Raw genomic sequence first — 19,037 nt, forward strand, 5'->3', positions numbered from 1 at the left:
GACTTCGTAGTAGGTCAGCACGTCGGGCCTCTAGATCCCGTGCAGTTGTGACTGCGACAGGAACTGGTTCTTCAGCCCCAGGTCGTTTCCGGTGAAGTAGCCCGAGGCGCCGAGCAGCGAGGTCTTCTCGCCGGCCAGCCGCCCCATCAGGGTCGTCACCTGCTGCTCCCACGTCTCCGCGACCTTCTTCAGGCCGGCCGCCGTCTCCCAGCCCTCGAAGCCCTTGCGGGCGGAACCCGTGGCCTCGCCCGCGTGCCCGGCGGCGCTCTTGGTCCTCGGCTCCAACTCGTTCTGGATCGTGGCCGCCGCTGCGTTCTTCTCGGCCGGCGACGAGGCGAAGTCCGGGGAACCGCCCGTCAGGTACGGGCCCGCGGGCGGCGGGGTCACGCCGGGGGCGTAGGGCACCACCGCCGGCGGTGTGCCGCCAGGGGCGTAAGGGCCCAGCGGTGGACCGCTGTTCAGCCGCATGTCCACGTGCCGGTCGGATATCTGGTCCAGCTCGTCCGCCATCGTCCAGCCTCCCCGCTGAATGGAGGCTGATCATATGCAAAGCGCAAAGGCGGCGGGCAACCACGTGCCGTCTGCGGACCGGGGTCTGCCCCCGGCCCGGTTACGCGCCGTAGAAGAGTTCGTCGACCACCGCGCGGGCGCGGCGCGTGATGCGGCGGTAGTCGTCCAGCAGCTCGCCGACCGTGCCCTCCGCGTAGCCGAGGTAGCGGCCCACCGCCGCCAGTTCGCGGGCCTCGGACGGGAAGGTGTCCCCGGCGCGGCCCCGTACCAGCATCACGGCGTTGCGGACCCGGGTCGCCAGGACCCAGGCCTCGTCCAGGATCTGCGCCTCGTCGGTCGGGATCAGCCCGGCCGCGTGGGCGGCCGCGAGGGCCTCGCGGGTCCGGGTGGTCCGCAGGCCCGGCTCCGCCCATGCGTGCCGCATCTGGATCAGCTGGACGGTCCACTCGACGTCGCTGAGACCGCCGCGGCCCAGCTTGGTGTGCAGCGTCGGGTCGGCGCCGCGCGGCATCCGCTCCGACTCCATCCGGGCCTTCAGCCGACGGATCTCGCGCACCGCGTCCTCGCCGAGGCCCTCGGCCGGGTAGCGCAGCGGGTCGATCAATTCGATGAAGCGGCGTCCCAGCTCCTCCTCGCCCGCCACCGGCTCGGCCCGCAGCAGCGCCTGGCTCTCCCAGGTCAGCGACCAGCGCCGGTAGTAGGCGGCGTAGGAGGCCAGGGTGCGCACCAGCGGCCCCGAGCGGCCTTCGGGCCGCAGGTCGGCGTCGATGAGCAGCGGCGGGTCGGCGGTGGGCAGCTGGAGCAGTCGGCGCATCTCGGCGACGACGTTCTGGGCGGCCTTGGCGGCCTCCTGCTCGTCGACGCCCTCGCGGGGTTCGTGGACGAAGAGGACGTCGGCGTCGGATCCGTAGCCGAGTTCGTGGCCGCCGAAGCGGCCGACGCCGATGACGGCGAAGCGGGTGGGCAGGGTGTCTCCGTAGTGCGACTGCACGGCGGCGCGCAGGGCGCCCGCGATGGTCGCGGCCGTGAGGTCGGAGACGGCCCCGCCGACCCGGTCGACCAGGGCTCCGTGGTCCTCCTCGGCCGGGTTGTCCTCCGTACCGTAGGAGCCGATGATGTCGGCGGCGGCGGTGCGGAAGAGCTCGCGGCGGCGTACCCCGCGGGCGGCGGCGACGGCCGTCTCCGGGTTCTCGGCGCGCCCGACGGCGGCGAGCACCTCCTGGCGGAGGGCCTCGTGCGTACGGGGCACCAGGCCCTCGGGGTCACCGAGCAGGGCCACCGCCTCCGGGGCCCGCATCAGCAGGTCGGGGGCGAGGCGTCCGGCGGACAGGACGCGGGCGAGGTTCTCGGCGGCGGCGCCCTCGTCGCGCAGCAGGCGCAGGTACCAGGGGGTCTTGCCGAGGGCGTCGGAGACCTTGCGGAAGTTCAGCAGGCCGGCGTCCGGGTCGGCGGAGTCGGCGAACCAGCCCAGCATCACCGGCAGCAGGGTGCGCTGGATGGCGGCCTTGCGGGTGACGCCGGAGGCGAGGGCTTCGAGGTGGCGCAGGGCCGAGGCGGGGTCGGCGTACCCGAGGGCTTCGAGGCGCTGGCCGGCGGCGCGCGGGGAGAGCCGGGTCTCGCCCGGGGTGAGCTGGGCGACGGCGTCGAGCAGCGGACGGTAGAAGAGCTTCTCGTGCAGGCGCCGCACGACGGAGGCGTGCCGGCGCCAGGCCTTGTTGAGTTCGGCGACGGGTTCGGTGCGCAGACCCATGGAGCGGCCCAGACGCCGCAGGTCGTTCTCGTCCTCGGGGACGAGGTGGGTGCGGCGCAGCCGGTAGAGCTGGATGCGGTGCTCCATGGCGCGCAGGAAGCGGTACGCGTCGTGCAGCTGGGCGGCGTCGGCGCGGCCGACGTAGCCGCCGGCTGCGAGGGCGTGGAGGGCGTCGAGGGTGGTGCCGGAGTGCAGGGTGGCGTCGCTGCGGCCGTGGACGAGCTGGAGCAGCTGGACGGCGAACTCGACGTCGCGCAGGCCGCCGGGGCCGAGCTTGAGTTCGCGGTCGACCTGCGCGGCGGGGATGTTGTCGACGACGCGGCGGCGCATCTTCTGGACGTCGGCGACGAAGTTCTCGCGTTCGGCCGCCTGCCACACCAGGGGCGTTATGGCGTCGACGTACTCGGTGCCGAGGGCCGCGTCGCCGGCCACGGCACGGGCCTTGAGGAGGGCCTGGAACTCCCAGGTCTTGGCCCAGCGCTGGTAGTAGGCCAGGTGGGAGGCGAGGGTGCGGACGAGGGGTCCGTTGCGGCCCTCGGGGCGGAGGTTGGCGTCGACGGGCCAGATGGTGCCCTCGACGGTGGTCTCGGAGCAGATCCGCATGAGGTGGGAGGCGAGGCGGGTGGCGGCCTGGATGCCCTTGCCCTCGTCGGTGCCGTTGGCCGCCTCGCCGACGAAGATCACGTCGACGTCGGAGACGTAGTTGAGCTCGTTGCCGCCGCACTTGCCCATCGCGATGACGGCGAGGCGGCACTGCGCCGCGTCCTCGGGGGCGGCGGCGGAGGCGATCCGCAGGGCCGCGCGGAGGGTGGCAGTGGCGAGGTCGGCGAGCTCGGCGGCGGTCTGTGCGACGTCGATGGTGCCGCAGACGTCGCGGGCCGCGATGGAGAGCAGGCAGCGGCGGTAGGCGACGCGCAGGGCGACGGGGTCATGGGCGTCCGCGAGGCCGCGTTCGAACTCGGGGAGTCCGGGGTGCAGGTCGGCGGCCTCGTACGTGACGAGGCCGCGCCAGTCGCGGGGGTGGCGGGCGAGGTGGTCGCCGAGGGCCTCGGAGGCGCCGAGCACGCCGAGGAGGCGGTCGCGCAGGGGTTTGGCGCTGACGAGGGTGTCGAGCAGCCCGGGCAGCTCGCCGTCCGGCTGCGCCTCGGCGAGCCGGACCAGCCCGCGCAGGGCCAGGTCGGGGTCGGCGGTCGCCCCGAGGGCGTCGAGGAGGACCGGATCGGCGCGTACGGCGGCGAGCGCGTCGGTGTCGAGCAGCCGGGCGGCTGCGGAGGGGTCGGTGAACCCGCTGCGGAGCAGCCGGATGAAGGTGCTGCTCCTGCGTCCCGGGACCGTCATCCCGCCGCCTCCCGCGGTTGTCGCTGCCACTGCCCTGGCGTACCTGGGTCGAGCCTAGCCGGAGCAGGCGTTCGGCTCACCGGGACGTACCATGGCGCGGGTTATCGGATTATCTGAATAATTCTGAATACTTATGACGCGATGGGGCCCGCTCCCCGCCGACCGGTCACGAGGAGCCCCATGTCCGACGGACACCCCTACCCCGGCCCCGCCGCGGGCGGCCGGGGCGGGGCTCCGGATCCGACGCACGGGCCGGGCGGCGTGCCGTACGGCGCGGCCTACGGGCAGGAGGGGCTGGGCGGACAGTACGGCGTGGCCTACGGGCAGGAGGGGCTGGGCTGGCTGGGTGGGTGGCGTCAGGATCCCGAGCCCCAGCAGTACCACCCGACCCCCCTACCTCACCAGCACCAAAACCCCCAGCCCGTAGGTGAGTTTCACCATGCCCCGCAGCCCGGCTGGGACGACTGGTCCGCCGGAGCCGGGCACTTCGTGCCGCAACAGCCCCAGCCGGGGCCGCACGCCCACGAGCCCCAGCAGCCGCAGCAGTTCCAGACTTTTCCGCAGCCGCAGGCCCAGCAGCCGCAGCAGTTCCAGACTTTTCCACAGCCGCAGCCCCACGTACCGCAACAGGGCATGCACCCCCAGGGACCCCAGCAGCCCCACGTACCGCAACAGGGCATGCACCCCCAGGGACCCCAGCAGCCCCACCTGCCACCCCAGGCCACGCACGCCCAAGGGCCGCAGCAGCCCTACGACGTCCAGCAGCACCAGGCCCACGCCTTCCCCCGTCCGCAGGCCCAGCCGCCTCACGTACCGCACCGGGCCGCGCACGCCCAAGGGCCGCAGCAGCCCTATGACTTCCAGCAGCAGGCTCAGATCCCGGAACCCCGGACCCCGGGCGACGCCCACCACACCACTGCATACGGCAGCCGGGTCACCGAGCCGGCCGCCGAAGCCACGCCCGCACCCGCGGAGTCCGCGCCCCAGGCCGGACGCGGCCGCCGTGCCGCAGGGCCGGCCGCCGAAGCCACGGCCGGGCCCACGCCCACCGCGCCTGAGACCCGGCGGGGACGCAAGGCTGCCCGGGCGGCCCGCAAGACCGAACGCGAACCGGCGGAGTACGCACAGCAAGCCCGCGGCCGCCGTGCCGCAGGGCCGGCCGCCGAAGCCACGGCCGGGCCCGCACCCACCGCGCCTGAGACCCGGCGCGGGCGACGGGCCGCGGGGCCGACCGGCCGAGCCACGGCCGGGCCCGCACCGACCGCGCTTGAGACCCGCCGGGGACGCCACCGCTGGGCGGGCCTCGTCAAGGCCGTCGCCCTCTGCGCGGCCACCGCCGCCGCCGGCATGCTCGTACTGCGGGGCAACGCGGCCCTCGACGGCCTGGACCGCTCCCCCGCGTCGGCCCCCGACGCCTCGGCGGCCACCGCGGCCGCACCCGTGGCCGCCGGCTCCGTACCCGACCCGGGTCGCGTCGTCCAGATCATCGCGCACCCCGACGACGACCTGTACTTCATGAACCCGGACCTGCGTTACTCCATATCCGCCGGCCACCCGGTCACGTCCGTCTACCTCACCGCCGGCGAGGCCGACGGCGTCAACGCCGCCCCCGCCAAGGGGGCGACCACCGCCCCCAACAAGCCCGCCTACGCCGAGGCCCGTCAGAACGGCATCCGCGCCGCCTACGCCAAGATGGCCACCGGCGACCGCACCAGCGCCTGGAAGCGCACCGTCGTCCCGACCAAGGGCGGCGGCCACGCCGAGGTCGACGTCCTCGTCGCCAAACCCCAGGTCAACCTGGTCTGGCTGCAGCTGCGCGAGGCCGGCCACGGCTACGCCGACGTGCCCGACAGCCTGCACGGCCTCTGGAACGGCAAGGTCGCCCGCCTGGAGTCGATGCTCTCCTCCGGCACCCCGGTCAAGCAGGGGTTCGCGTACTCGAAGGACCAGGTCGTCCAGACCCTCGTCGGCGTCCTGGAGCAGTACCGGCCGACCACCATCCGCTTCCAGGACCCGACCCCCGGCCGGTACCCGGACACCAAGCAGTACACCGACCACCAGGACCACTTCTACGGCGCCCGCTTCGTGCAGATGGCCACGGCCGCCTACGCGAAGGACGTCAAGGACCGGCCGCACTTCGCGGTGCAGAACTACGTCGGCTACGTCAACGGCTCCCTCCCCAGCGCACTGGACCCCCAGGAGGCGAAGGAGAAACTGGACAGCCTGGACACGTACGCCTGGCTCGACCGGCAGAACCACTGCGGCAGCGACGCCGGCTGCGGCGACCTCAAGATCTCCGACCAGCCGGCCGGCAACCGCTGGACGGACTCCATCAACTACGCCCGCGGCACCGGCACGAACTGGCTGACCTCCGACAAGGACCACGGCCTGTGGGCCTTCAAGGTGCTCGACGGGCAGGTCGCCGTCTGGCACCGGCCCGGCCCCGTCGGCCCCTGGCGGGGCCCGGACCTGCTGCCCGGCACCGGCATGGACCCGGGTGTCACCGCCGTGACGCTGAAGGACGGACGGATCGCGGTCTTCGGCACCCGGACCTCCTTCGGGGCCCGGCCCACCGACTACAAGCGCGAGGTCGTCCACACGGTCCAGCAGGCGCCCGGCGCGGACGCGTTCGGGGAGTGGCAGTCACTCGGCACCCCCGAGACCTCGGACGAGACGTGGACCTCCGACATCAGCGCACCGGCCGTCTCGGTCGACGGCACCGGGCAGTTGGCGGCGTACGTCCGCGACGGCTCGTACAGCCTGCGCGGGCGGCTGCAGCGGCCGGACGGCGGCTGGGGGCCCTGGGAGAAGCACGGCGGTGAGGACCTGCACGGCGCCCCGGTCACCGCGACCGACGGCGCGGGTCGGCGCATGGTCCTCGCCGCCACGTCCAAGACGGTCGTCGGCTGGGCGCAGCCGAAGGCGGGCGCGCCGCTGGGCCGGGTCACGGCGACCGGACTGCCGGACACCACGCTCCCGTTGACCGTGGAGGGCCGCGAGGGCGGGGTACGGCTGTGGTTCCGCAAGCCCGGCTCGGGAAACGTCCGTACGGCCCTGATGACGGCCGACGACGGGCTGAAGGTCAACAACATGACCGACCTCGGCGGGCTGAACGGCTTCGGCTCGGTGACGGCGAGCGGGCACGTGCTCGCGGGCCGCGCGGCGGGCGGGCAGCTGGGCGCGGAGGTCGGACCGGGACGGCCGTGGGGGCGGTCGCCGCTGATGTTCGTCGGGGCACCCTCTTCGACGATGACCGGCAAGAACATGGTCAGCCTGGCAGTGGTGGGGCTCGACGCACGGCTGTACGTGACCTCGTCGGCGGACGCCCCGAACGCGTACCTGGCCCCCTGGCAACCAGTGGGCCCCCGCAACGCCCGCCCCTGACGCGCACCACCCGAACCCCCACCCCAAAGCCCCGGAGCCCCAAGTCCTGAAGGCCCCGAAGCCCCGAACCCCCGCAGCCCCAAGGCCCCAAGGCCCCAAGGCCCCAAGGCCAAGCGAAGCACCGCCGCCCCCGTCATCCGCGCCACCCCGAGGACCTGGCCCACCCCGAGCGCCCCCGCGCACAGGATCCCGCCCCCGGAACCCCAGCAACACCCACGCACACAGGGCCCCGGCTCGGAACCCCAGCGGCACCGCTCATCCCGCACAGAGCCGCACTCCCCGGAGTACCCGGCACCCGCACCCCCGGCCCGGCACCCCCCGGCCCGGCACCTCCCGGCCCCGCAACCGCCGGGCAGCAGACCCGCCGCGGCCTGCCGGGCCGGGCCGCAGGGCCCACCGACCGGGCCACGGCCGGCCCCGCACCCGCCACACCCCCGCAGCGGAGCAACCGGCTCCGCTCCAGCGGCACTTACCGGCCCGCGCCACAACGCCGCACTCATCGTCCGCCTCGGTGAACCAAGTTCGCCGATTCCGCCTCTCTCTGACTGCTCAGCGATGCGTTTCCCCTGTCCTGCCCGGAACGAACCCAAGGCGTGCCCGATGCCCGTGACCCGTCGCCGCTTCGCGGCCCTGCTCACCGTGCTGACAGCCGGCACCACCGGCGTGCTCTCCGTGGCCTCCGGCCAGCAGACCTCCGCCGGCGCCGCCCAGGCGAAGACCCCGCCGGTCGTCGTCCCGGCGAGCGTCACCGCCGGTTCCGTCGTCCAGGTGGTCGCGCACCCCGACGACGACCTGTTCTTCATGAACCCCGACCTCAGCCGCTCCCTGCGCTCCGGCACCCAGGTCACCACCGCCTACCTCACCTCGGGCGAGTCCGACGGCCGCAACGAGGCGCACGGCGACGCGGCCCGGGACCCCGAACAGCCCGCCGACCGCGCCCACTACGCGGAGGCCCGGCAGAACGGCATCCGCTCCGCCTACGCCCAGATGGCCACCGGCGACCGCACCAGCGCGTGGCGGCGTACGGTCGTGCCCACCGCCGGCGGGGGCCGCGCCGAGGTCGACATACTCATAGCCAAACCCCAGATCAACCTGGTCTGGCTGATGCTGCGCGAGGCCCGCAGCACCGGCGGGGACACCCCCGAGAGCCTGCGCGGCCTGTGGAACGGCCGGATACCCGCGCTGGAGTCCCAGCTGACCTCCGGGACCCCGGTCAAGCAGGGCTTCACGTACACCAAGGACCAGCTGATACGGGCGATAGCCGGGGTCCTGGAGCATTACCGGCCCACGACGATACGGATGCAGGACCCGACCCCCGGGCGGTACGGGGAGAACGGCCGCTACACCGACCACCAGGACCACATGTACGGCGCCCGTTTCGTGCAGGCCGCCACCGCCGCCTACGCCGAACAGATCCAGCGGCGCCCGCACTTCTCGGTCCAGAGCTACCTCGGCTACCACAACAGCACGCTGCCGCACTCCCTGGACCCGCAGACGGCCGAGACGAAGACCGACTACCTGCGGACCTACGCCTGGCAGGACCGCCAGGACCACTGCGGAAGCCCCTCGGGCTGCGGCGACCGCAAGGTCGCGGGCAACCCGACCGGGCGCAACTGGGCCCAGTCGCTGCGCTACACCCGCGCCGACAACGCGTCCTGGCTGACGGAGGGGACGCCGGGCAGCCTCTGGGCGTTCACCGTGCTCGACGGCCGCATGGCGTACTGGAAGCGCGACTCCGGCGGCGTCTGGGAGAAGCCGGTCTTCCTCGCGGGCACGGGCATCGACCCGGGGGCGACCACGGCACGGCTGCCCGACGGCCGCGTCGCCGTCCTCGCCACCCGCACCGTCCTCGGTCCCGGCCCCTCGGACTACCTCCGGGAGGTCGTGTACGCCGTCCAGACCGCGCCGGGCGGGGCGTTCGGCGCGTGGCAGTCGCTCGGCACACCCGAGAAGGGCGATGACGACGGCACCTCGGCGATCAGCGCGCCCGCGGCCGCGGTGGACGCGCGGGGCCTCCTCACGGTCTACCTCCGCGACTCCCGCCGTACCCTGCGTGCCACCGCGCAGCAGCCCGACGGCGGTTTCTCCCCCTGGCAGCGCCTGGGCGGCGAGGACCTGCAGAGCGACCCCGTCACGGCGGTCGACGCCGCCGGGCGGCGGCACGTGTACGCGTCGACCACGACCTCGGTACTGGCCTGGACCCAGGCGGGCACGGACGGCCCCCTGCGCGGCCCCTCGCCGACGGGCCTGCCGGCCACGACGGTCCCGCTGACGGCCTCCCCGGACGGCACGGGCGTACGCCTGTACTTCCGGCGGCCCGACTCGGGCGTGGTGCGCACCGCCGTGGTCACGGCGGGGCCCGCGACCAGGCCCCAGGTCTCCAGCGTCACGGAGGCGGGCGGCCGGGCCGGATACGGCGCGGTCGGCGCCGCGGGCCGCCACGTGGCGGGCCGCGCGGGCAGCGGCACGGTCAGCACCTCGGGCCTCGGCGGCCCGCCGGCCTGGGCGGAGTCGCGCATGCTCTTCGCGGGCGCCCCCGCGGCCGTCCTGGAAGCCAACGGCACGACGACCACGACGGTCATCGGCCTGGACGCCGAACTCCACACCTCCACCACCCCGGCCTCCCCCACCCGCCCCACCTGGCACCGCGCGGTCCGCTGACCCCCCTGCACCACCGGGTTCACCAGGTCACCAGGTCACCGGGCCCACCAGGTCCGTCAGGGGAGGGTGGTCAGGAGGCTGTGGATGCGGTCGGCCGACCAGGTGCCGGCGGCGCCGGGGCAGGTGGAGAGGTACTCGGCGACGTCCTGTTCCGTCCACGGGCCCGACTCCAGGAGGCCGGCGGCCAGGTGCCGGAGGTACGCGGCGGACGGGGTGCGCAGTTCCACGTCCCGCAGGGTCCAGGGTGCGGTGACGGTCAGCACGGGGATGCCGTCGATCGTGCCCGGGCAGACGAGGGTCTCGTACCGTCCCGGGCCGAGGGCGTGGCGGCCGTCCCGGAGGACGTGGGTGAGGTCGAGGTCGGCTCCGGGCTCCCGGTACATCTCCTGCGCGGCGATGTCGGACAGCTGGCCCGCGGTCACCAGATGTGCCCGCCCGCGGATCCGACCGGGGGCGGTGGGGTCGTAGTAGCCCCGTCCGCCGGTCCACACCAGGGACTCGGTGGCGAAGTACAGGCGGCCGTCGAGCTCGACCGGGACCGAGCGCTCGGGGGCCCGCCGGTCGCGGCAGCCCGGGTGGGCGCGCGTCGCCCCCGGCGGGATGCCGCCGGCGAGGTAGGCGGCGAGGCGGTCCATGTGCATGTTGGAGCCGTAGGAGGCGTACCAGACGCGCTGGGGGGCGGGGATCGTCCGGGTGAGCGGACGAACGGCGTGTACGGCGGCCGCAGGCGCGGCCGTGTACGGGTCCTCGGGGCTGCGGGTGTGGGCATTCATCGGTCCGCGCCTGCGCGCGATCGGCCGGTCACATGCGGGTCGCCAAGCAAAGTTCTGCCCAAGACCGGCGGCCCCGCCCTCCCGGCAGGGGCGCCCAGGGCCCGGGGCCGGAAGCCGAGGCCCGGGGGCCGGTGCCAGGAGCCGGTCGCGGCCGGGAGCCGGGGCCGGGAGCCGGTCGCGGCGGCCCAATCCGGGGCCGGGAGCCAGGCCGGGGGCCGGGAGCCGAGGTCCGGGCCCGGGAGCCGGTCGCGGGGGCCGAGCCGGAGCCGGGAGCCGGTCGCGGCGGCCCGAGCCGGGAGCCGGAGCCGGGAGCCGGTCGCAGCGGCCCAAGCCGGGGCCGGGGGGCCGGGGGCCGGGGCCCGGCAGCCGGGGAACGCCGCAGGGGCGGCCGACGTCGGTGTCGGTCCGCCCCCACGGCGCGAGCCGTCCCGGTCAGGCGCCCAGGTGGTGACCCTTCGCCCACTCCAGCTCGCCGTCCGCGACACAGTTGGAGGTGTAGATCGGGCCCGTGAACGCCGGGCGGCTGGCGGGCACCGCGGCGAGCGAGGAGCACTTCGACGAGTAGCCCGCGCGACCGCCGGAGAAGTAGTCGATGTCGACCCCGTCGTTGGCCAGAGCGGCACCGGCCCCGCCCAGCAGGATGCCGGCGGCCAGAACGGACGCGGTGACAGCAGAACGAATACGCATGACTCCCCTAAGGATCTGTGGAACGACGACGCGCGATCGTGTGCGCGTCGGCCGGTCCAACAGCGCGAGGGCACCGCCGGGAACGGTCGTTCACTCCAATGCCCGCGGCCGTATCGTTTCGACAATTCACGCCCCCCTTCGCGCCCCCCGGGACCGGAACCGCGCTCCGGCTTGACCTCAAGGCAGGTTGAAGTAGGAGGCTGGGATCATGAGCATCCGGCCAGCCGACACCGGGGGCGCCCCGACCACCGCCCCGACCACCGCCCCCGCCACCGACCTCACGGCCTCCGGCCGGGCCCCCGGGACCCCCGGGGCCCGCCCGGAGGACCGGCCCGCGGACTTCCCGCCCGTTCCCGACCCCAGCCCGACGGACCACCGGCCCGACCGGTGGTCCGGCGAGCTGCTCGACCTCGACGCCTACCTGGCCCGGGTCGGGTACGACGGCCCCCGTGAGCCCACCCTCGCCGTCCTGCGCGACCTCCAGCGCGCCCACACCACCGGCATCCCCTTCGAGAACGTCCACGCCGTCCTCGGCCGCGACCTGCCGCTCGACCTGCCCGCCGTCGAGGCCCGCCTCGTCCACGGCCGCCGCGGCGGCTACTGCTTCGAGCACGTCCTCCTCTTCGCCGCCGCCGTCGAACGCCTCGGTTTCCACGTCACCGGCATGATCGGGCGGGTCAGCCTCGGGGCGCCCAAGGTCCTCCCCGCCACCCACGGCCTGCTCGCGGTGACCGCCCGCGACGACGACCGCGAGTGGCTGTGCGACGTCGGCTTCGGGGCCGGTCCGCTCGGACCGATCGAACTCGCCGACGGGGCCCACGTCACGTACGACGGCTGGCAGCACCGGCTGGAACGGCGGCCCGGCGCCCACGGCATCGACCAGTGGTGGCTGTACCAGACCGCCCCCGGCCCGTCCGGGCCGGACGACACCCCCGGGCGGGCCCCGACCCCCTGGATCGACCGCCACACCTTCACCCTCACCGCGCAGTACCCGATCGACTACGTCGTCGGCAGCCACTTCGTGGGCACCAACGCCCGCTCCCCGTTCGTCCGCCGGCTCTTCGCCCAGCGCATGACACCGGCCGCCCACCACAGCCTGGACGACCTGACGCACGTCACCACCCGCCCCGACGGAACGAGCACCACCGAGGAGGTCGCCCCGGAGGCCCTGGACCACACCCTGCGCGAGGTGTTCGGGATCGCCCTCACGCAGGAGGAACTCCAACAGCTCGCCACCCACCGCGAGACCACGACACCCCCGGCCCCCTGAACCCGCCCCCAACGGCCTCCGGGCCGGTGGCCACCGCCACCGACCCGGATCCGTCGCCCCGCCCCGCTCTTACAGGACGGGGAGGTTCTTGCGGAGCTCGAAGGCCGTGACCTCGCTCCGGTACTCCTCCCACTCCTGCTTCTTGTTGCGCAGGAAGAAGTCGAAGACGTGCTCGCCGAGGGTTTCGGCGACCAGTTCGCTGCGTTCCATCAGCGAGATGGCCTCGCCGAGGTTCTGCGGGAGGGGTTCGATGCCCATCGCGCGGCGTTCGGCGTCGGAGAGGGCCCAGACGTCGTCGTCGGCGCCCGCCGGGAGTTCGTAGCCCTCCTCGATGCCCTTGAGGCCGGCCGCCAGGAGGACGGCGTACGTGAGGTAGGGGTTGGCGCCGGAGTCGATCGAGCGGACCTCGATGCGGGAGGAGCCCATCTTGCCCGGCTTGTACATCGGGACGCGGATCAGGGCCGAGCGGTTGTTGTGGCCCCAGCAGATGTACGAGGGGGCTTCGCCGCCCGCGCCCGCGCTGCGGGAGGAGCCGCCCCAGATGCGCTTGTAGGAGTTGACCCACTGGTTCGTGACGGCAGCCGTCTCCGCCGCGTGGCGCAGCAGGCCCGCGATGAAGGAGCGGCCGACCTTCGAGAGCTGGTACTCGGCGCCCGACTCGTAGAAGGCGTTGCGGTCGCCCTCGAAGAGGGAGAGGTGGGTGTGCATGCCCGAGCCCGGGTACTCCGAGAAGGGCTTGGGCATGAAGGTGGCCTGGACGCCCTGTTCGAGGGCGACCTGCTTCATGACGAGGCGGAAGGTCATGATGTTGTCGGCCGTGGAGAGCGCGTCGGCGTAGCGGAGGTCGATCTCCTGCTGGCCCGGGGCGCCCTCGTGGTGGCTGAACTCCACCGAGATGCCCATCGATTCGAGCATGGTGATGGCCTGGCGGCGGAAGTCCATGCCCACGTTCTGGGGGGTGTGGTCGAAGTAGCCGGAGTTGTCGGCCGGGACCGGGCGGGTGCCGTCCAGCGGCTTGTCCTTCAGCAGGAAGAACTCGATCTCCGGGTGGGTGTAGAAGGTGAAGCCCAGGTCGGAGGTCTTGGCGAGGATGCGCTTGAGGACGTAGCGCGGGTCCGCGAAGGAAGGGGAGCCGTCCGGCATGAGGATGTCGCAGAACATCCGGGCGGTCCCGGGGGCCTCGGCGCGCCACGGCAGTATCTGGAACGTGCCCGGGTCCGGCTTGGCGATCATGTCGGACTCGTAGACCCGTGCGAAGCCCTCGATGGCGGAGCCGTCGAAGCCGATGCCCTCGTCGAAGGCCTGCTCCAGCTCCGCGGGGGCGACCGCGACGGACTTCAGGAAGCCCAGTACGTCGGTGAACCACAGGCGCACGAAGCGGATGTCGCGCTCCTCAAGCGTCCGGAGGACGAATTCCTGCTGCTTGTCCATGCCTTCATCCTCGCAGTTCAGACGGCCTGTGCACCACCGCCTGACCGGTCGCGGCGCACTCGGGCCGGCTCAGTATCGCCAGTGGTGGTTTCCGCCACATTACGCACCTGAGAAAGGTCGCGGCACCCCCGCACTGACCTCGGCCCGGTCATGAGCATTACCATCTGCGCCCATGGGGGGCCGGCAGCACACGCAGCGGGGGCGTCGTGGACGTTCCGCGCTTCGTCGTGCCGTGCTGCTGACGGTCCTCGGGATGCTGGTCGGCGCGCTGTTCCTGTGTGCGCGATCCGGTGGGTCGCACGGCTCCTCCGAGGCCCGAGCGCACGGCACGGCGCACCACATGGCCGACGGCACGGCCCACCACATGGCCGACGGTACGACCCACGCCACCGCGCACGGCACGGCGCCCGCCGTCTGCGTGTCCCCGTACGAGCCGCCCGGCTGCTCCCCCCTCGCGCACGTGCCCCCGGCCGTGCTGCCCGTACCGCCGCCCGCGGTGACCGTGACCTGCGGCGGGCCGGTGCCGTCCGCGCAGACGACGGCGGCGGGGCGGATCTGGCCGTCCGAGGCCCTGGCGCGCGCCCCCGACCTGCACGTTCTCCAGGTGCTGCGGACCTGACGGGTCCGGTTTTGCGTTCCATCCACCCCCCCTCATCAGAAGAAGGACCAGGGCACATGGCCAGCAAGTCCGGCAGGACCCCCCAGCACACCGACCCGAACTCCCGTCAGGCACGCATAGCCGAGATGCGCCGCGTCGAGAAGGCCCGGGAGCGGCGCAACAAGGCGATCGCGATCACCGTCTCGTCGGCCGTCGTCGTCGGTCTCGTCGGTTTCGGCGCCTGGGTGCTCATCGACCAGAAGCAGGCCGAGCAGCGCAAGCAGGAGGCCGCGGAGCAGCTCCGCAAGGAGGCGGAGGAGATCCGCAAGAAGCCCGTCGAGGGCGAGAAGCTCTGGGAGGCGAAGACGCTCGGCCGCAACCACGTCGAGACGCCGGTGAAGTACGAAATGAACCCCCCGGTCGGCGGTGACCACCACCCCCGCTGGATGAACTGCAACGGCGACGTCTACAAGAGCCCGGTGCCCGAGGTGAACGCCGTCCACTCGCTCGAACACGGCGCCGTCTGGGTGACCTACAACGAGAAGGCCGCCCCGGCCGATGTGGACAAGCTCGCCGCGACCGTCGGCAAGACCCCGTACACGCTGATGAGCCCGGTCAAGGAGCAGACCGGCTCGATCATGCTCAGCGCGTGGGGCAAGCAGCTCACGGTGGACAGTGCGGACGACCCCCGGGTCAAGCAGTTCTTCACCAAGTACGTGCAGGGCGAGCAGACCCCGGAGCCGGGCGCGGCCTGCACGAACGGGCTGGCCGGCAAGTGAGCCGCGCGATCCCCCGTACGTACTGGGTCGCGGGCGCGGCCGTGCTGCTGGCGCTGCTGTTCGCGGCGGCGGCCACGGTCGCCGCCGCGAACGGCGGGTCCGCCGCCCGGCCGGCGAACCCGCCCCGTACGCCGGGGCTCCGCTCCCCCGACGCCGGCTTCGCGCGGGACATGGCGGTCCATCACCAGCAGGCGGTGGAGATGTCGTTCGTCGTGCGGGACCGCACCCAGGACGAGGCGGTGCGCACCCTCGCCTACGACATCGCCAACACCCAGGCCAACCAGCGGGGCATGATGCTCGGTTGGCTGGACCTGTGGGGTCTGCCGAAGGTGGTGGCCGACGAGCCGCCGATGTCGTGGATGGGGACTTCGGGCGGGCACGGCGGCCACGGCGGGCATGCCGGGCACGGCCCCGCCAAGCCCGGTGCGCTGATGCCGGGCATGGCCACCAAGGAGGAGCTGGAGCAGCTCGGCGCCGCTTCGGGGCGGGACGCGGAGGTGCTCTTCCTCCAGCTGATGACCGACCACCACAAGGGCGGCGTGACGATGGCCGAGGGGTGCGCGCAGCTGTGCGCGACCCCCGTCGAGCGGGATCTGGCGCAGGGCATGGTCGACGCACAGCGCTCGGAGCTCACCCTGATGGCGGACATGCTCAAGCAGCGCGGAGCCACACCGCGCGGGTGACGGGGCACGCCCGTACGGTGGGGGGAGGCGCCCTCTCACCCGTACGGGCGTGTGCTCCGCCGTTCGGGGGCCGTCGGGTGGGCCGACCCGGCCGCATCCCGTGGGGACGCCGGGCCGGGCGCACCCGCATCCGGCCGTGACCGGCGCGCTCAGGAGGTTCAGTCATGACCACCGCCGCAGAAATCATGCACCCCGGGGCCCAGTGGATCCCCGCGCACGAGACCCTTGACCGGGCCGCCGAGCTGATGGCCCGGCTCAATGTGGGTGCGCTGCCCATCAGCGACACCGAAGAGCGGTTGTGCGGGATCATCACCGACCGCGACATCGTCGTGAACTGCGTGGCCAAGGGTCTGGACCCGGCGAAGACGACGTGCGGGGACATGGCCAAGGGCACGCCGCGCTGGATCGACGCCGGCGCGGACGTGTCCGCCGTGCTGGACGAGATGGAGAGCCACCAGATCAAGCGGCTGCCCGTGATCAAGGACAAGAAGCTGGTCGGCATGATCAGCGAGGCGGACCTGGCCCAGCACCTGTCCGAGGACCAGCTGGCGGGCTTCGTCGAGAAGGTCTACGCCAGGCGCTGACGGGGCACGCAGGCCGTCAGTACGCGTCGCCCCGCTCCCGCTCAGCCGTCTCCACGACCGCCCGGGCCACCTGGTCCGGGCGGTCGAGCATGACCAGGTGGCCGGCGGGCTCGGCGACCTCGAAGCGGGCGCCGAGCAGGTCGGCGAGGTCCGCCTGGCGGCCCAGCCAGCGCAGCGCGCCCCGGCCGGAGGATCCGTCGTGGCCGGCGAGGACGGTGGCGGGGGCGGTCAGCGGGCGGGTGCGGCGCAGCGAGGCGAGTTCGGCGGCCATGTCCAGGTAGCGGGAGTTCTCCAGCAGGGCTCCGCGCCAGACGCGGCCCGTGCGGTAGCAGCGGCGTACGAGGTCCTCCGGGGCCGGGTCCGCGCCGCCGGTGCGGGAGGCCCGTACGGTGGCGCGCCGGGCCGCCGGACCGAGCGCGGCCGGCAGCCCGGCGGCGGTGGCGGCCCGGCCGAGGGCGCGGGCCGCGCCGGTGCGCAGCGTGGCGGGCAGGAGGGTACGGGGGTCTTCCTCGACGCTGCCGTCGAGGAGGACCAGGGCGGCGGTGCGCTCCGGGTAGAGGCGGGCGAAACCCTCGGCGTGGAAGGCGGCGATCGAGTGCCCGACGACGGTGACGGGGGCGGCCGCGGGCCCGCCGTACCCCAGTGCGTCGAGCAGTCCGGCGATCCGGTGGGCCTCCCCGGCGGTGGTGGGCGGTGCGGTGGCGGGGCCGCTCAGGCCGTGGCCGGGGCGGTCGAAGCGGACGACGGTGCGGCCCCGGGTGACGAGGAGCTCGGCGACCGCGTCCCAGTCGAACCAGGCCATGGCGAGGCCGGCACTGAGCACGCACACGGGACCCCGGCCCTCGACGACGACGTGCAGCACGGTCCCGCCGACACGCACGAACCGGCCGGTCCCGGTGCCGGTCTCGGTGCCGGTGCCGGTCCCGGTGCCGGTCTCGGTGCCGGTGCCGGTCTCGGTGCCGGTGCCGGTCTCGGTGCCGGTGCCGGTCTCGGTGCCGGTGCCGGTGCCGGTCTCGTTCCCGGTCCCGAGGTGATCCGGGGGTGGCGGGGCGGGGGTCGTCATGTGCGGCGTTCCTTGTGGACGGAGTAGGCGAGCAGGCCCAGCCAGATCGCCACCAGCAGGACCTGGAGCCGCTGGCCCGCGCCGAGCGCCCACGTGCCGCGTCCGGCGGTGAACATCGCGATGGCGGACAGGGTCCAGGCGGTGGCGAGCAGTTCCAGCACGACCAGCGCGGGGCCGTAGCGGGCGAGCGGGGCGAACCAGCCGTAGCGGCGGGCGGCGACGGTCAGGGCCACCAGGCCCACGAGGGCCCCGGTCATGGCGAGGGTGCTGCTGACGGCATGGGCCTGGTGGGTGGCGGGGACGAGCCCGGCGGTCTCCCGGGCGGCGCATTCGGGATCCGCGGTGGGCGTGCAGCTCAGCGGGAGCCAGGCGTCGGCGGCGGTGGCCGCGCCGAAGAGGGTGACCCCGGCCCAGCCGATGACCGCCCAGGGGCGGCGGGACTCCGCGTACTTCAGCAGCCGTACCAGGGCCAGCAGGCCGCCGGCGAAGGCGAGCATTCCGGCGGTGAAGTCGGTGGCCCGGAAGAGGCCGCCGAGCGGCTGGTCCTGGGCGGCGAGTTCGCTGACGTACGTCTCGATGGGGTTGAGGCCCGTGGAGAGGACGACTTCGAGCACCCACGCGGTGTAGGCCGCGCCGGCGAGGCCGATCAGGAGGGCCACCGGCCAGGCGGTGCGCGGAGAGAGCCCATGTGGGGACATAGTGTGACTAATCCTAATCAAGCTCGGGGTCGGTCCTCCGATCGGATACCCACCCCGGGTAGGGTTCCGGCCATGACGCGCAGTGCTCGGCGAGCTGCCCCGGGGCGGCGGCTCCTGCTGCTGGCCGCGCTGCTGCTCGGTGCCGGTGCCGTCACCGTGCTTCCCCCGGGCCGTCCTGCCGAGCCCCACGCCATGGAGGACGTGTCCCCGGGCCGGTGCGTTGCCTCGGCCCGGTCTCCCGGTGCGGCCGCGCGCGGTGGCGCTCACCACACCCCGGGCGCCCCGCCGCAGGTATTCGGCGCCGACAACCCGGGGCTGTGGATGACGCACTGCCACAACGTCCACCACTCGGAGTCCGGGATGATGACGGTGATCGGCTACCAGCTGTAGGGGCAGCGGCCCGGAGCGGGCGGGAATTCGGAAGGGCGTTCGCCACCGGCATGGCACCCTTGCTGTGATCACGACAGCCGCGACAAAGGACGCTCCCGCCGGTATGACCACCCCGCCGAACCCGCCCAGCACCCCTTCCGGCACGCCGACGGAACCGGCGGGCACGCCCGGTCCCGAGACGGCCCCGATACCGGCGCACGCCCAGCCGCTCTCGCTCGAGAAGACCCCCGCCGCACCCGTCGCCGAGCCGGCCCCCGAGCCGGCCCCGGAACCGGCCGTGGAACCGGCCGTGGAACCGGCCGTGGAACCGACGCAGGCCGACGAGGCCCCCGCCGCGCCCGCGGCGGCCGACGCCTCCGCCCCCGCCCCCGCGCCCTCCGCCGCCGAACCGGCCCCGGCCCCCTCGGCGTTCGCACCGCCGGCCGCGACCCCCACCGC

16 protein-coding genes and 1 pseudogene are annotated in these 19,037 nt (G+C 73.9%); 9 read left to right on the forward strand and 8 right to left on the reverse strand.

What is annotated here, in order from left to right:
• Window positions 1-30: 30 nt before the first annotated feature.
• The 3 genes from IH80_RS39910 to IH80_RS41120 all read right to left on the reverse strand — a co-directional run bounded on the left by IH80_RS39910 (window position 31) and on the right by IH80_RS41120 (window position 4,282).
• Window positions 31-510, reverse strand: coding sequence for a hypothetical protein (locus tag IH80_RS39910; RefSeq protein WP_030964927.1), 480 nt, complete (start codon window positions 508-510; stop codon window positions 31-33).
• Between the two features lie 100 nt (window positions 511-610).
• A complete protein-coding gene (locus tag IH80_RS0131125) occupies window positions 611-3,598 on the reverse strand; it encodes a bifunctional [glutamine synthetase] adenylyltransferase/[glutamine synthetase]-adenylyl-L-tyrosine phosphorylase (protein WP_030964928.1) in 2,988 nt (995 codons plus the stop codon).
• A 393-nt stretch (window positions 3,599-3,991) separates the two neighbouring features.
• The gene (locus tag IH80_RS41120) at window positions 3,992-4,282 is read right to left on the reverse strand and encodes a hypothetical protein (protein ID WP_158943696.1); all 291 of its coding nucleotides are present in this window, start codon (window positions 4,280-4,282) and stop codon (window positions 3,992-3,994) included.
• Here IH80_RS41120 and IH80_RS0131140 point away from each other — a divergent pair.
• Window positions 4,277-6,982: a PIG-L family deacetylase gene (locus tag IH80_RS0131140; RefSeq protein WP_063757360.1), complete on the forward strand. Its 2,706-nt coding sequence runs from the start codon at window positions 4,277-4,279 to the stop codon at window positions 6,980-6,982. The two genes, IH80_RS41120 and IH80_RS0131140, sit on opposite strands and share 6 nt — an antisense overlap.
• 600 nt (window positions 6,983-7,582) lie before the next feature.
• Entirely contained in the window at window positions 7,583-9,643 is a 2,061-nt protein-coding gene (locus tag IH80_RS0131145) for a PIG-L family deacetylase (RefSeq protein WP_037881647.1), read from the forward strand.
• A gap of 56 nt (window positions 9,644-9,699) precedes the next feature.
• Here the strand turns inward: IH80_RS0131145 and IH80_RS0131150 are convergent, their stop codons facing one another.
• Both IH80_RS0131150 and IH80_RS0131155 read right to left on the reverse strand, forming a co-directional pair.
• Complete coding sequence (locus IH80_RS0131150) at window positions 9,700-10,416, reverse strand: histone deacetylase (protein WP_234432444.1); 717 nt, start codon at window positions 10,414-10,416, stop codon at window positions 9,700-9,702.
• A 432-nt stretch (window positions 10,417-10,848) separates the two neighbouring features.
• The gene (locus IH80_RS0131155) at window positions 10,849-11,103 is read right to left on the reverse strand and encodes a hypothetical protein (RefSeq protein WP_030964934.1); all 255 of its coding nucleotides are present in this window, start codon (window positions 11,101-11,103) and stop codon (window positions 10,849-10,851) included.
• 208 nt (window positions 11,104-11,311) lie between these two features.
• On the opposite strand from IH80_RS0131155, the gene IH80_RS0131160 reads away from it, so the two are divergent.
• Window positions 11,312-12,373: an arylamine N-acetyltransferase family protein gene (locus tag IH80_RS0131160; RefSeq protein WP_078906837.1), complete on the forward strand. Its 1,062-nt coding sequence runs from the start codon at window positions 11,312-11,314 to the stop codon at window positions 12,371-12,373.
• A gap of 69 nt (window positions 12,374-12,442) precedes the next feature.
• Here IH80_RS0131160 and IH80_RS0131165 read toward each other — a convergent pair whose 3' ends face one another.
• Window positions 12,443-13,804 (reverse strand): glutamine synthetase family protein, encoded by a 1,362-nt coding sequence (locus IH80_RS0131165; RefSeq protein ID WP_030037474.1) that lies wholly within the window; start codon window positions 13,802-13,804, stop codon window positions 12,443-12,445.
• 232 nt (window positions 13,805-14,036) lie between these two features.
• Here IH80_RS0131165 and IH80_RS0131170 point away from each other — a divergent pair, with 232 nt between their 5' ends.
• From IH80_RS0131170 to IH80_RS0131185, 4 genes are all read left to right on the forward strand, one after another.
• Window positions 14,037-14,423 carry a hypothetical protein gene (locus tag IH80_RS0131170; protein WP_030964937.1) on the forward strand — a complete coding sequence of 129 codons (387 nt, stop codon included), beginning with the start codon at window positions 14,037-14,039 and terminating at the stop codon, window positions 14,421-14,423.
• Between the two features lie 56 nt (window positions 14,424-14,479).
• Complete coding sequence (locus IH80_RS0131175) at window positions 14,480-15,181, forward strand: DUF3105 domain-containing protein (RefSeq protein WP_030964938.1); 702 nt, start codon at window positions 14,480-14,482, stop codon at window positions 15,179-15,181.
• Window positions 15,178-15,864, forward strand: coding sequence for a DUF305 domain-containing protein (locus tag IH80_RS0131180; protein ID WP_030964939.1), 687 nt, complete (start codon window positions 15,178-15,180; stop codon window positions 15,862-15,864). The genes IH80_RS0131175 and IH80_RS0131180 overlap by 4 nt, the downstream gene beginning before the upstream one ends.
• 164 nt (window positions 15,865-16,028) lie before the next feature.
• Window positions 16,029-16,448: a CBS domain-containing protein gene (locus IH80_RS0131185; protein ID WP_030964940.1), complete on the forward strand. Its 420-nt coding sequence runs from the start codon at window positions 16,029-16,031 to the stop codon at window positions 16,446-16,448.
• A gap of 16 nt (window positions 16,449-16,464) precedes the next feature.
• Here IH80_RS0131185 and IH80_RS0131190 read toward each other — a convergent pair whose 3' ends face one another.
• The gene (locus IH80_RS0131190) at window positions 16,465-17,511 is read right to left on the reverse strand and encodes an alpha/beta fold hydrolase (protein WP_078906838.1); all 1,047 of its coding nucleotides are present in this window, start codon (window positions 17,509-17,511) and stop codon (window positions 16,465-16,467) included.
• A complete protein-coding gene (locus IH80_RS0131195; RefSeq protein ID WP_051810164.1) occupies window positions 17,508-18,209 on the reverse strand; it encodes a DUF998 domain-containing protein in 702 nt (233 codons plus the stop codon). Before IH80_RS0131195 ends, IH80_RS0131190 begins: the two co-directional genes overlap by 4 nt.
• A gap of 72 nt (window positions 18,210-18,281) precedes the next feature.
• On the opposite strand from IH80_RS0131195, the gene IH80_RS46385 reads away from it, so the two are divergent.
• Window positions 18,282-18,599 (forward strand): multicopper oxidase domain-containing protein, encoded by a 318-nt coding sequence (locus IH80_RS46385; protein ID WP_030964944.1) that lies wholly within the window; start codon window positions 18,282-18,284, stop codon window positions 18,597-18,599.
• Window positions 18,600-18,702: 103 nt separating this feature from the next.
• Window positions 18,703-19,037 (forward strand): annotated as a pseudogene (locus IH80_RS44145) (hypothetical protein); the annotation flags it as partial.

The sequence above is a fragment of the Streptomyces sp. NRRL S-378 genome (assembly GCF_000720645.1).
In the GTDB taxonomy this organism is placed as follows: domain Bacteria; phylum Actinomycetota; class Actinomycetes; order Streptomycetales; family Streptomycetaceae; genus Streptomyces.